Genomic DNA, 13,809 nt, shown 5'->3' on the forward strand with positions numbered 1-13,809 from the left:
ATGGTGGCGTCGGGCCACAGCGCTTCCATGATGTCGGAGAGCTCCGCGCCGGCGCGGTGGAGGGCCAGGTAGGTGAGTAGGTCCTTGGCACGGCCCGGGACCTGGCCGCCCAGCTCGGCACGCAGTACAACCAGCCGGTCGACATCCAGGAGACCGACGACCCCGCGGCCTTCACCACCGCGACCCTCGCGACCAAGGGCTCCGTCGCCGCCACCCGGCGGACGCTCCACTAGGGTCGGCGCATCGACGCGGACGGGGGCGTGGCATGGGCGACGGGGATGTCGGCGGGGTCGGCGAGCTGGTGCGTGCCGCGCGACAGGCGGCAGGGCTCAGCCAGCGGCAGCTGGCGGACCGGGTCGGGATGAGCGTCGGGGCGGTCCGGGACCTGGAGCAGGGACGGACCCGGCGGCCGCAGCCGCAGACCGTGGAGGCGCTGATCGCCGGGCTGGGCGTGACCGGCGGGCGGGCCGCGGCGCTGCGGACGGCCGTGGCCCCGCAGGAGCCGGCGCCGCCCGCCGGCGCGGACGGGCCGGCCCAGGTGTCCGTCCTGGGACCGGTGACCGTCCATCGTGGAGCGCGGCCGGTCGCGGTCGGCTCGGAGCGCCAGCGGGCGCTGCTGGGGCGGCTGGCGCTGTCGGCCGGCACCGCAGTCGCCGTGTCCGAGCTGGTGGACCTGCTGTGGGACACCGAGCCGCCGGTGTCCGCGGCGCACGCCGTGCACACCTACGTGTCGCGGCTGCGGGCGGCGCTCGACCAGGCAGGCGCCGGCCGGGCCGGCGTGATCAGCCGGACGCCGGGCGGCTACCGGCTCGACCTCGGGCCCGACCGGCTCGACCTCGCTGGCTTCCGACAGCGGGTGGAGCGGGCTGGGACGGCGCCGCCCGCCGGCGCGCTGGACCTGCTCGAGGCGGCCCTGGCGATGTGGCGGGGTGGCCCGCTCGCCGACGTGCCCGAGCTGCGGCACCATCCACTCGTCACGGCCGTGGCCAACGAGCGGGTCGCGGTGGCGCTGCGCTTCGCCGGTGCGGCCCTCTCCGCCGGGCAGGCCGGGCGGTGCCTGCCGGTGCTGTGGGAGCTCGCCACCGCCGACCCGTTGCACGAGCCGCTGCACGCGAGGCTCATCGCCGCGCTCGCCGCGAGCGACCTGCGGGCGGCGGCGCTCACGGTGTACCAGGGGATCCGGCGGCGGCTCGTCGACGACCTCGGCGTCGAGCCCGGCCCCGACCTCCTCGACGCCCACCGGCGGGTGCTGCGGCAGGAGCCCGTCGCGGCGCACCCGGTCGCGGTCGTGCCGGCGCAGCTGCCCCCGGACGTGGCCGGGTTCGCCGGGAGGACGGCGGAGCTCGCCGAGCTCGACCGGATCGTCGAGGCCGGCCATGCGCAGCCGACCGCGGTCGTGATCGCGGCGATCTCCGGCACCGCCGGGGTCGGCAAGACCGCGCTCGCCGTCCGCTGGGCACATCGTGTACGGGTCCGCTACCCCGACGGGCAGGTGTACCTGAACCTGCGCGGCTACGACCCGGACGAGCCGGTGAGCGCCACGGACGCGCTGCGGCAGCTGCTGCGCGCCGTCGGCGGGTCCGGCGCCGACCTGCCCGACAACGTCGACGAGCAGGCCGCCCGCTTCCGCACCCAGGTCGCCGACCGGCGGATGCTGATCCTGCTGGACAACGCCGCCACGGTCGAGCAGGTCCGGCCGCTGCTGCCGGGGACCGCGTCGTGCACGGTCCTGGTGACCAGCCGGGACCGGCTCGCCGGGCTGGTGGCGGTGCACGGTGCCCGGCGGGTCGACGTGGGGCTGCTGTCGGTGGTCGAGGCGGGCGCCCTGCTGCGGCGGCTGATCGGGGACCGGGCCGAGGCGGAGCCGGCGGCCGCGGTCGCCATGGCGGAGCTGTGCGCGCGGCTGCCGCTGGCGCTGCGGGTCGCGGCCGAGCTGGTGGTGTCCCGGCCCGGCGCGAGCCTGGCGGAGCTGGCGGCGGAGTTCGGCGACCAGCGGTCGCGGCTGGCGCTGCTGGACGCCGGCGGCGACCCGCGGGCCTCGGTCGCGGCCGCGTTCTCCTGGTCGCTGCGGCACCTGCCACCCGCCGCGGCGCGGCTGTTCGTGCTGCTCGCGCTGCATCCGGGCGCGGACGTCGACGTGCACGCGGCGGCGGCCCTCGCGGACGTCACCGTGCCGGAGGCCCGGCGGCTGCTGGCACCGCTGGTGCGCGGCCACATGCTGGACGCCACGCCCGGCGGCCGGTTCGCGATGCACGACCTGCTGCGCGCGTACGCGCTGGACCGGGCCGACGGTGACGCACAAGCGCTGGACCGCCCTGATGGTGACGCTTCCATGCTCGCCGGGAGCAGCGGCGGCGCGCGGGTGGCGGGCCGGGCCAACGGTGGCGGGCCGTCGGGCGGCCAGGGCGACGATGACGTTTCCGTGCCGGGACCGGCCGGCGACGACGCGGTCCGGGCGGCGCGGGCGCGGCTGTTCGACCACTGCGCGGCGGCCGCCGCGGCGGCGATGGACGTGCTGTTCCCGGCGGCCCGGCGGCACCGCCCGGTCGTGCCGCCGACGGCGACGACCCCGCCCTTACCGGACCGCGACGCCGCCCGGGCGTGGCTGGAGGCGGAGCTCGCCGGGCTGACGGCGGTCGTGCGGTCCGCGGCCCACCACGGCCTGCCCGGCCACGCCGTGGTCCTGGCCCGCACCCTGTTCCGGTACCTGGCCGGCGGGTCGGCGACCGAGGCGCTCGCCGTGCACCGGGCTGCCCGGGACGCGGCCGTCTCCCTCGGCGACACCCGGGGCGCCGGCCACGCCGACCTCGGGCTGGGCATGGCGCAGCACCAGCTGGGGCAGCTCGAGGCGGCGGCCGGGCACTTCCGGCGGGCCCGGACGGCGTTCGAGGAGTCCGGTGACCAGCTCGGGCTGGGCCGGGCGCTGTACGGGCTCGGCGGCGTCGATCAGGTGCTGCACCGGCACGCGCGGGCCGCCGGACACTACCGCGCGGCACTGGCCGTGTTCCGCGGCGAGGGCGACGACGCCGGGGTCGGCGGCACCCTGATCAACCTCGGCATGGTCCGCTTCCGTCTCGGCGAGCACGAGGCCGCCGCCGGGCACTACCGGGAGGCGATCGCGGTGCACCGGCGCGCCGGCGACCGGGCCGGAGAGGCGACCGCCCTGACCGACCTCGGCATCATCGAGACGCTACGGGGGCAGCCACGGCGGGCGGCCGGGCAGCACGCCCGCAGCCTGGCCCTGTTCCTGGAGGCCGGCGACCGGCACGGCGAGGCATGGGCCCGCAACGGTCTCGGCGAGGCGGCGACCCGCGCCGGCCGGCCGGTGGACGCGCTCGCGGAGCACTCCGCCGCGCTCGACACCGCGGTGCGGTCCGGGATCCGCGACCAGCAGGCCCGGGCGCACGCCGGGCTCGGCCACGCCCACCGCGCGTCGCACGCGCCGGACCTGGCCCGCGAGCACTTCGCCCGGGCCCTCGCCCTCTACGACGACCTCGGCGTTCCCGAGGCCGCCCAGCTCCGCGCCCAGCTGGCGACGACGAACGACTGAACGCCCACCTGGGTACGGGAGTCGTACGGGTAGCGGCGCGCGCGCCGGTTGAAAGACCCGTTCCCCATGATCCCCCCGGACGTGTCTGCCGCACGCCCATTCCACGGAGGGACAACGCATGGGCAGGTTCTCCTCGGCGCGCCGGCGCGCCGCACTGGTCATCGCCGGGGCCGGCCTCGGCCTCGGCTGGGTCGCCGTCGTGCCGCCCGCCGCGACCGCGGCCCCGCCGAGCGCCGAGTGCGCCACGGACACGGTGCGCCAGGACGAGAAGGCGGCCAGGGCATCCGCCCTGCTGTGCGGCAAGCGCGTCGAGGTGGCCGCCGCCCGCACCGCGAAGTCGCAGACGTTCGCGAACCCGAACGGCACGATGACCTACGAGGCGTCGGCGACCCCGAAGCGGGTCAAGACCGCCGGCGGCTGGACGCCGATCGACACGACGCTGCGGGCCGCGAAGACCGGCGGGTACGCCGCGACGACCACGCTGCCGATGACGTTCGCGAAGGGCGGTGGCAGCGAACCGTTCGCCACCGTGCAGACCTCGGCCGGGGCGTTCTCGCTGCGCTGGCCCACGGCACTGCCCGCGGCCCGGCTCGACGGCGACACCGTCGTGTACCCGGACGTGTACGACGGCGTCGACCTGCGGGTGCGGGCCTTCGCCGACAGCTTCAACTACGTGCTCGTGGTGAAGACCCGCGCGGCCGCAGCGAACCCGGCGCTGCGCCGCATCGCGGTCGCCGTCACCGGCCCCGCCACCCGGTCCCGCGCCGACGGCACGTTCGAGGTCCTCGACGACACGGGCGCCGCGGTGCTCGCCTCGGCCCCGGCGGGCATGTGGGACGCCTCCAACGGCGGCACCGCCCGCGGCGCCGAGGACCTGACCCGCACCGGAAAGGTCGCGTCCGAGCTCACCGGCGGTGAGCTGGTGCTGCGCCCCGACCCCGCGTGGCTGGCCGACGAGAGCCTCACCCTGCCGCTGTACGTCGACCCGCAGATCGGCATGCCGCGGACCAGCTTCGCGTACGCCAACATCGACAACTACGACTACTCCGGCGGCGTCGGCGACGTCGCCCGGGTCGGGCGCAACCCGGAGTGCTGCGGCACGAGCTGGCGGGCGTACTTCGCGTTCGGCCTGTCCCAGGTGCACGGCAAGCAGATCATCGCCGCCGAGCTCAAGACGATCGTCACGCACTCGTGGAACTGCACGGGCACCGACCTGACCCTGGCGCAGAGCGGCGCCATCCAGGCCGGGATCAACGGCGGCCGGATCGGCTGGGCGCCGGGCGTGCTCACGTCGTTCGGCGCCCGGTCCGCGCAGAGCTGCAGCGCGCCCGGCAACAACCCGAGCTGGATCCTCACCTCGCAGATGCAGGGCTGGGCCGACGCCCGGTTCAACGACTACACGTTCGTGTTCCTCGGCTCGGAGAGCGACTCCCAGCAGTGGAAGAAGCTGTCGGCGGCGAACACGAACCTCGTCGTGCAGTACAACACGCCGCCGACGGTGTCGGACCAGACCGCGACCGGCGACGGCAGCACCGTCGGCTGCTACACCAGCGGCACGACCGGCCAGCCGGCGATCGGCTCGCACAACGGCGTGCAGCTCAGCACCAAGGTGCAGGACGCCGAGAACGACCAGAACATCGTCGGCAAGTTCGAGTGGCAGGACCTGACCACCGGCGGGGCGGTGGTGACGGTGCCCGACTCGCCCGGCCTGCCCGCACCGCGCACCATCACCGTCAACGTACCCGCCGCTTCGATGCCGAACGGGCACGACATCCAGTGGCGGGTCCGGGCCTGGGACGGCGCGCACCACAGCGCATACTCGCCCTGGTGCCACTTCGTCGTCGACGGAACCGCGCCGGCGCAGCCCCTGCTCACCAGCGCCGACCTGAAGGACTTTCCGCTCCCGGCGGGTCCCGGCGCGGTCGTCGGGGCGCCGGCGACAGTGACCTTCAGCCCCGTCGACCAGACCCTCGACCGGGTCGTCGGCTACTACTACTCGGTCGCCACGGTCGACAAGACGCCCTACATCTGGGTCCCGGCCAACAGCAGCGGCGTCGCGACGGCGCCGGTCGTGCCCGTCGACGGTGCCGGCGGCATCAACATCCTCAGCGTCGTCGCCGTCGACGCCAGCGGCAACCGGTCGCCGCAGGCACCGAACGTCGGCAACTTCCACGCCCCGGGGCTGTGGATGTTCTTCGCCAACGGCGGCACCCCGGCCAAGAAGCGGGCCGACGCCACGGGCGACGACAACGCCGACATCGTCGCCGTCGTCGACCCGGGCGGCTACCGCACGTCGCTGATGCGGTGGACGACGAAGCCCGACGGCAGCGGCACGACCTCGCCGGTGACGTCGGTCGTCAACGACCCGAACGCCTACCCGATGGCGTCGGTGAAGTCGCTCAACGGCGACTTCAACGGCGACGGACGCGCCGACGTGGCCATGTTCCGTGACCACGGCAACTGCCGCACAACCCTGTCGTGGTGGCTGTCGGACGGCAACGGCTACCGCGCCGCGGCGCAGCTGTGGGACTCCGGCAACGGCGGCTGGTGCTACGACCGGACGCTGGCCGTGGCGGGCGACTTCACCGGCGACGGGAAGACCGACATCGCCGCGTTCTACCGCTACGACAACGCCCAGGAACGCGGGTTCGTGTTCGAGGCCAAGTCCGACGGCTCCGGGTTCAGCTGGCCCGTGCCGTACTGGGACTCCGGCGTCGGCAACTGGGACGGCAACCGGATCAAGGCCACCGCCGCCGGCGACTTCGACAAGGACGGCAAGGCCGAGGTGCTGCTGTACTACGACTACGGCAACTGCGACACGGGCCTGTGGCGCTTCCGCCCGCCGGGTAACAGCACGTTCGCCACGAACCCGATCTGGCGCTCCGGCGCCGGCGCGCGGTGCATGACGAACACGGTCACGGTGTTCACCGGCGACGCCGACGGCGACGGCGACGAGGACCTCTACGAGATCCTCAAGAACGGCTCCGGCGTCTGCGCGGCGATCTCCACGGGGCAGGCCTTCACGCCCGCCTCCTGCATGGCGATCCCGGGCCTCGCCACCGCCCCGGCGTGGCGCTTCACCGGCGGTGACATCGACGGCAACGGCCGCTGCGACATCGTCAGCTTCGACGGCACGACCAGCACCTCGATCAAGGTCGTGACCGGCGGGTTCGTCGCCGGCGACTCGAAGACGGAGTGGAACTGGTGGAACTCCACCCGTGTCGCCGGCACGCTCGACCCGACCACGGTGCGTGCGCTGTGAGGGCGCGTGCCGCGGTCGTCGTCCTCACCGTCCTGGCCGTCGCCGGTGTCGTGACACCGGCGAACGCCGGGCCGGTCGAGCTCGACCTACCGAAGGACCAGCCCCTGGTGCAGACCCGGGACGCGGTGTACCGCGCACCCGCGAAGGACACCACCGCGACGGTGCAGGCGGCGCCCCCGGTCGCCTGGCCCGCCGCCGGCAGCGCCGACGTGTCGCTGCCCGCGTCGGCGTCGCTGCAGGCGTCGGCCACCCCGGTCCTCGCCTGGGCGCCGGGGCTGCCGATCGGGGCCAGGGCCGGCGCGGTCCTCGGCCCGCAGCAGCGGCTGTCCGGCGAGGCGCTCGGCACCCCACCCGGCAAGGTACGGGTGAGCCTGCTGCCGCACGGCAGCGGCGGCCGTGACGTCGTGTTCCGGGTCGGCCGCAACGACGGCCGGTCCGGCACCGGCGCGGTCGTCGTCGGCGTCGACTACACCGGCTTCCGCGACGCCTACGGCGCCGACTGGTCCCGCCGGCTGCGCCTGGTCGCCCTGCCGGAGTGCGCGCTGAGCACTCCGGACCTGCCGGGCTGCCAGGAGCGGGTGCTCGACTCGAGCAACGATCCCGTGTCCGGCGTCGTCTCCGCCGAGGTCGCCGCGCCGGCCCTGCTCGACCAGCGGCTCGACGCGACGACGGCGGCCGCGCCCCAGTCGCGCTCCGGCATGCTGGTCGCGCTCGCCGCCGGCGCGTCCTCCGACGGTGGCGACTACAAGGCCACCGACCTCAACGCCGCGAACAAGTGGACGGCGGGCGGCAGCAGCGGCGGGTTCTCCTGGGGTTATCCGATCGGGCTGCCGCCCGCCGCGGGCGGCCCGTCGCCGCAGGTGCAGCTCGGCTACTCCTCGCAGTCCGTCGACGGGATGACCGCCGCCGCGAACTCGCAGCCGAGCTGGGTCGGTGAGGGCTTCAACTGGCAGCCCGGGTCGATCGAGCGCGGGTACCGCGGCTGCACCGACGACAACAGGCCCAACAACGGCGACCTGTGCTGGGTCGGCGAGAACGCCACGATGACCCTCAACGGGCTGTCCAGCACGCTGGTGCTGGAGAACGGGCAGTGGCGGCCATCGTCGGACAACGGCGCGAAGGTCGAGAAGCTCGCCGACCTCGCCACCGGCAACGGCGACAACGACGGCGAGTACTGGAGGGTCACCACCACCGACGGCATGGAGTACTACTTCGGCCTCAACCGCCTGCCCGGCTGGGACGGCGACGCCGCCAACGAGACCAAGTCGGTCGGCTACGAGCCGGTCTACGGCAACAACACCGGCGAGCCGTGCAACGCCGCGCCCGGCTGGTGCCAGCAGGCTTACCGGTGGAACCTCGACTATGTCGTCGACCCGTTCAAGAACACCATGTCGTTCTTCTACGACCGGCACACCAACAACTACGCCCGCAACGGCAGCGACACCACCGTCTCGGCGTACGTCCGCGACCTGTACGTGCGGGAGATCAACTACGGCACGCGGCAGAACGCGTCCGGCGCCGACACCCGCTTCGCCGGCACGGCGCCCGCCCGGGTGCTGTTCGACACCGAGGAACGGTGCGTCACCCCGGGCACCACGTGCGTGCCGAACACCGCGAACGCGGCGAACTTCCCCGATGTCCCGGTCGACCTGTTGTGCGCCAGCACCACCAACTGCTCCGGCCGATACTCGCCGGCGTTCTTCACCACAAAACGCCTGACGAAGATCACCACCGAGGTCGCCACGGGGAACCGGACGTGGCGGCGGGTGTCGCAGACCAAGCTCAGCCACCAGTGGAACGACCCCGGCGTCAACCTGCAGAAGGTGCTGTGGCTGTCCACCATCCAGGGCTGCGGCACGACCGACGACACCGACGCCTGCCTGCCGGCGGTGCGGCTGACCCCGGTCGGCATGAGCAACCGCGTCGACATGGCTGGCACGACCAACAGCATCACCCGGTACCGGATGAGCTCGATCCTCACCGAGTCCGGCAACACCATCGCCATCACCTACTCCGGGAAGGACTGCGTCGCGGGGCAGAGCATGCCGGCCGCCCCCGACAACAACAGCCGGTTGTGCTTCCCGCAGTACTGGGTGCCGACGGGCACCAGCACGCCGAAGCTCGAGTACTTCCACAAGTACCGCGTGGACAAGATCGCCGAGGGCGACGGCGGCGGGGCCGACGGCACCGAGGACGAGGAGACCAGCTACGTCTATCTCGGCTCGCCCGCCTGGCACTCCGACCAGAACCCCATGACCATGCCGAACCGGCGCAGCTGGGGCATGTGGCGCGGCTACGAGAAGGTCCGCGTCCTGCGCGGCGCCGCGACCAGCGTGCGGCTGAAGTCGGAGACCACGTACTTCCGCGGCATGCACGGCGACAAGCTCAGCAGTGGCACCCGCACCGCATCCGTCCCCGACTCCGACGGCGGCACCTGGGCCGACGAGGACCGCTTCGCCGGCACCGTCCGCGAGCAGATCACCTACCTCGGCGAGACGTCGACCGTGGTCGACAAGACCAAGACCGACCCGTACGAGTACGGGCCGACCGCCACCCAGGACGTCCTCGGCATCACCGTCAAGGCCTGGGTGACGAACATCAAGTCGACCCAGGTCACCACGACGCTCGACGGCGGCCGGCAACCCCGCAGGACCCGCACCACGAACACCTTCCTCGCCGACCGCACCGGGCGCGTGGACCGCATCGACGACGAGGCCGACCTGTCCACGACCGCCGACGACCAGTGCGCACGGCACTGGTACGCCGGAAACACCGCCGGAACCAACGTCTCGCACGTGTCGCGGGTCGAGGTCGTGGCGGTGCGCTGCGCGGCAACCCCGAACCGGGTCACGGACGTCGTCTCGGACGTGCGGGTGTGGTACGACGGGGCGAGCTCCTACTCCACGACGCTCACCAAGGGTTTCACGTCGCGGGTCGAGCAGGTCTCGACGCCGCACGCCACGAACCCGGTGTACACGACCACCACCAGGGCGGCCGCCGACGAGCACGGCCGGACCGTGGAGTCGTGGGACGCCGAGAACTTCCGCACCGCCACCGCGTACACGCCGGCGACGGGCGGACCGGTCACGAAGACCACCGTCACGAACCCGCTCGGCTGGGTCACCGTCACCGACGTCGACCCCGCCAACGGCCGCGCCGTCTCCGTCGTGGACCAGGACGTCAGCGGGCCCGGGACGACCCGCCGGACCGACTTCGTCTACGACAAGCTCGGCCAGCTCACGTCCGTGTGGGCGCCGGGCCGGGACAAGGCGACCGAGACGGCGTCGGTGAAGTTCGCCTACGACCTGCGCCAGACCGGCGCGTCCAGCCTCGCCACCAGCAAGCTCGACACCACCGGCAGCGGATACCTGACCAGCTACGCGCTGCTGGACAGCAAGCTGCGCACCCGCCAGGAGCAGGTCCCGGCGGAGGGCGGCAACCGGCTCATCAGCGAGACCCACTACGACAGCCGCGGCCTGGTGAAACTCACCCGGCCGGGGTACGGCGCCACCGGCGCGCCGGGCGGCACGCTGCGGCTGGCCCTCGACACGGAGGTGCCGGCGCAGACCCTCGTCACCTACGACGGCGCGGGCCGGTCGATCGCCTCGGCGTGGCAGCTCAGCGGCGTCACCCAGTGGACCGCCACCACCGCCTACGGCGGCGACCGGGTGGACGCCAGCCCCGCCGCGGGCAGCCCGGCGACCTCCACGTTCACCGACGTGCGGGGCAGGACGACGGCGCTGTGGACCTACCGGAGCAACATCGCGAACCCGGTGAGCGGCGCGCACGACGTCATGAGCCGCACCTACCACCCCAATGGCGCGGTCGCCTCGACCACCGACGTGTCGGGCAACACCTGGATGTTCGTGGTCGACGCCATGGGCCGGATCACGGAGGCCAACGACCCCGACACCGGCAGGAGCACGTTCGAGTACGACCAACGCGGCGCGCAGACCAAGTCGGTGAACGCCCGCAACCTCACCATGCTGTACACCTACGACGGACTGGGCCGAAAGACCGCCGAGTACACGGGCAGCCTGGCGAACAAGACGGCCGAGTGGACCTTCGACTCGCTCGTCCACGGCCTGCCGACCGCGGCGATCCGCTACTCCGGCGGACAGGCCTACACCCGGCAGATCCTGGAGTACACGGCGACCGGCAAGGCGAAGAAGGCGAAGGTGACGATCCCGGCGAACGCCATGACCGGCACCCTCGCCGGTGAGTACATCACCGGGACGACGTACAACGCCGACGGCAGCGTCGCCACGGCCACCGGCTCGACCAAGGTGAACGCGGCGAACTACGCCGGGCTCACCGACGAGACGCTGCAGCTGGGCTACACCGCCCTCGGCAACCCGCTGACCCTGCAGTCCAACCTCGGCACGTACGTCGTGGACACCCAGTACAAGGCGGACGGGCAGCTGGGCAGCATGCAGCTGCGCGACTCGGCGGCCGGCAAGAACCTGCGGCAGCTGTGGTCGTACTACCCGGGCACCGGGCTGCTGTCCAACCACCTGGTGTACGGCGACATCCCCAACACCGTGGCGAAGAACAGCACCTACACCTACGACGCGTCCGGCAACGTCACGTCGGTCGCGGACAGGATCGCGCAGTACAGCGCCGGCCAGGACGACGTGCAGTGCTTCCGGTACGACGACCGGTTCCGGCTCAGCGACGCGTGGACGCCGGCCTCGGGCAACTGCGCCACGAACCCGGCGGCGAACGCGCTGGGCGGCCCGGCGGCGTACTGGAAGTCGTACGTGAGCGACGCGAGCGGCAACCGGACCAGCGAGGTGAGCCACCTGGCCACGGGTGACGTGACCCGCACGTACACCTACCCGGCGCAGGGCGTCGGCACCGGCCGTCCGCACGCGGTGACCCAGGTCGCCACCACCACCGGCGGGACGGGCACCGACTCGTACGGCTACGACCCGACCGGCAACATGACCACCCGGTCGATCGCCGGCCGGCCGTCGCAGACGCTGACGTGGACCGCGACGAACCAGCTGGAGACGGTCACCGACAGCGCCGGCACCACGTCCTACCTCTACGACGCCGACGGTGGACGGCTCCTGGCGAAGGACCCGGGCGGCACCACGCTGTACCTCGGCGACGTGGAGTACCGGCTGGCCGGCGGTGTCGCCACCGGCACCCGGTCCTACGTCCACGCGGGCCGGACGGTCGCGGTGCGGACCCCGCAGGGGCTCAGCTGGCAGTGCGGCGACCACCAGGGCACGGCGGGGCTGTCGTTCAAGGCCACCGACCTGACCAAGACGGTGCGCCGGGCGGACCCGTTCGGCAACCCGCGCGGCCCGGTGGTGACGTGGCCCTCCAGGCGCGGCTTCGTCGACGGCACCGACGACGACACCGGCCTGGTCCACCTCGGCGCTCGCGAGTACGACCCTCGGTCGGGCCGCTTCATCTCCGTCGACCCGGTCCTGGACTCCGAGAAGTCGCAGGGCATGAACGGCTACTCGTACGCCGAGAACAACCCGGTGACCCTGGCCGACCCGGACGGCCGGTACGCCTGCCGCCCCGGGGAATGTGATCCGACACCACCGACCCCGGAACCGCAGCCGGAGGTGGTGCACGAGTACGACGTCGCGCGCGTCAACCCCGCCGGCAAGATCACCGGCACGCCCAAGCACTACAAGGTCATCAAGCACAAGGGCCAGGTGTTTCTGCAGACCTGCGACTTCTACCAGCAGGGCCCGACGAACAATCCCGCCTGCTCCGCGCCCGAGCACCTGGGCGCCGCCGTCGAGTGCAACTGGGGGAACCTGAAGGGCAATGCCTGTTATGCCTCCGGGGACGGCTGGTACCACGACTTCTACGGTCACGCGTACTGCCCGTTCACGGCCAGCCAGTCGGGCTGCACCCCGAGCGTGATGACGGAGACCCCGAAGCCGGACCGGGGCTGCAACCCGGCGCCACCGGTGATGGGTCCCGCGACCAGGCCGACGAAGCCGATGCCGGAGCGGCAGTACGACAAGTTCGAGTGCGAGAGCCACGACCCGGGCTGCCGGCTGGGCAACCAGCTGTCGTTCGCGCAGTTCCTGCTCGGGTTCTGTCCGTTGCCCACGTGCACCGTGCTGGGGACCGGTGCCGGGCTCCTGTCCGCGTACTCGTACTACGTGGGCGGCGAGACCGACAAGGCCAACCGGCAGCTGTTCACCACGGTGGTCGGGCTCGCGGTCGGCCCGTGGGCCGGCAAGGGCATCGCGGCCATGGCCTGGAAGGCGGGACCCAAGGTCAAGTCCGGTCTCGAGTACGTCGGCGGCTGGATCGCGGGATTCGGGTTCGGCGCGCCGTACTGCGGCACGGAGCCGTTCGGCTGTGACGACGAGGCACCCTCGCCGGGCTGGTGGGACCCGATCAAGTAGGAACGCCCACTCAGTGACCCGCCGCGGGACGCCCCGCGGCGGGTCCTGCGTGTCCGCCCGCCCCGCCGGAGGGCCGGATGTCTTGGACCGGACAGCGGACCGGGTATTGCGGCGACTCCACGAGCGGCAGCGGCCGGTCACAGTACCGGCACGGAGGGTGCGGCCGGCGGCGTGCGGGAGGGCATGTGAGCGGACGGCAGGCGGAGCCGGCGCAGTCCGGGCGGGCCTGGGCCGCGGGATCCCCTGCCGGTTGGGCGGCGGGCGCCGACCCGCCGGGCGCGCCGCCCGTGCCGGGCCCGCCCAAGGGCGGCGGTGCGCACCGCCCGGTCAGCGAGCGGGTCGCGGCGGTCCCGGCGACCGGTGCGATGACGGCCGGCGTGCCGTTGCCGCTGCCGGACCGGTTTCGGCCCCGACCTGGCCCTGGCGTACGCGTCGGGGCGCGGCAACAGCGTGTTCGGGCTCGGCTGGAGCGTCGACGTCCCCACGGTCGGCCGCGTCACCGAGCCGTTCCTGCCGCGGTACGTCGACGGCCCTGGACCCGGCGCGGACACCTTCGTCATGTCCGGCGGTGTGGAGCTGGTCCCGGCCGGCCGGGAGGTCACGGCCGGGTCGAG

Annotated in this window: 4 protein-coding genes and 1 pseudogene; 4 read left to right on the top strand and 1 reads right to left on the bottom strand. The window is 73.4% G+C overall.

The annotated features are described in order from the left end of the window. Positions 1-230 (bottom strand): hypothetical protein (locus tag ACFY3L_RS40420; RefSeq protein WP_389337079.1); only part of this gene is annotated, 230 nt, incomplete at its 3' end. 35 nt (positions 231-265) lie between these two features. Between ACFY3L_RS40420 and ACFY3L_RS40425 the strand changes: the two genes are divergently transcribed. The 4 genes and pseudogenes from ACFY3L_RS40425 to ACFY3L_RS40440 all read left to right on the top strand — a co-directional run. Beyond that, positions 266-3,550 (top strand): BTAD domain-containing putative transcriptional regulator, encoded by a 3,285-nt coding sequence (locus tag ACFY3L_RS40425; protein WP_389337082.1) that lies wholly within the window; start codon positions 266-268, stop codon positions 3,548-3,550. A gap of 118 nt (positions 3,551-3,668) precedes the next feature. After that, the gene (locus ACFY3L_RS40430) at positions 3,669-6,812 is read left to right on the top strand and encodes an FG-GAP repeat domain-containing protein (protein ID WP_389337085.1); all 3,144 of its coding nucleotides are present in this window, start codon (positions 3,669-3,671) and stop codon (positions 6,810-6,812) included. Next, positions 6,809-13,195 (top strand): RHS repeat domain-containing protein, encoded by a 6,387-nt coding sequence (locus ACFY3L_RS40435; protein WP_389337088.1) that lies wholly within the window; start codon positions 6,809-6,811, stop codon positions 13,193-13,195. Before ACFY3L_RS40430 ends, ACFY3L_RS40435 begins: the two co-directional genes overlap by 4 nt. A 393-nt stretch (positions 13,196-13,588) precedes the next feature. After that, positions 13,589-13,777, top strand: a pseudogene (locus ACFY3L_RS40440) (SpvB/TcaC N-terminal domain-containing protein); the annotation flags it as partial. Positions 13,778-13,809 lie beyond the last annotated feature (32 nt).

This window comes from Dactylosporangium sp. NPDC000521, assembly GCF_042898305.1.
In the GTDB taxonomy this organism is placed as follows: domain Bacteria; phylum Actinomycetota; class Actinomycetes; order Mycobacteriales; family Micromonosporaceae; genus Dactylosporangium.

Coding starts and splice junctions, on each gene's coding strand:
- ACFY3L_RS40425 (WP_389337082.1), top strand. CDS start 266: ATGGGCGACGGGGATGTCGGCGGGGTCGGCGAGCTGGTGCGTGCCGCG.
- ACFY3L_RS40430 (WP_389337085.1), top strand. CDS start 3,669: ATGGGCAGGTTCTCCTCGGCGCGCCGGCGCGCCGCACTGGTCATCGCC.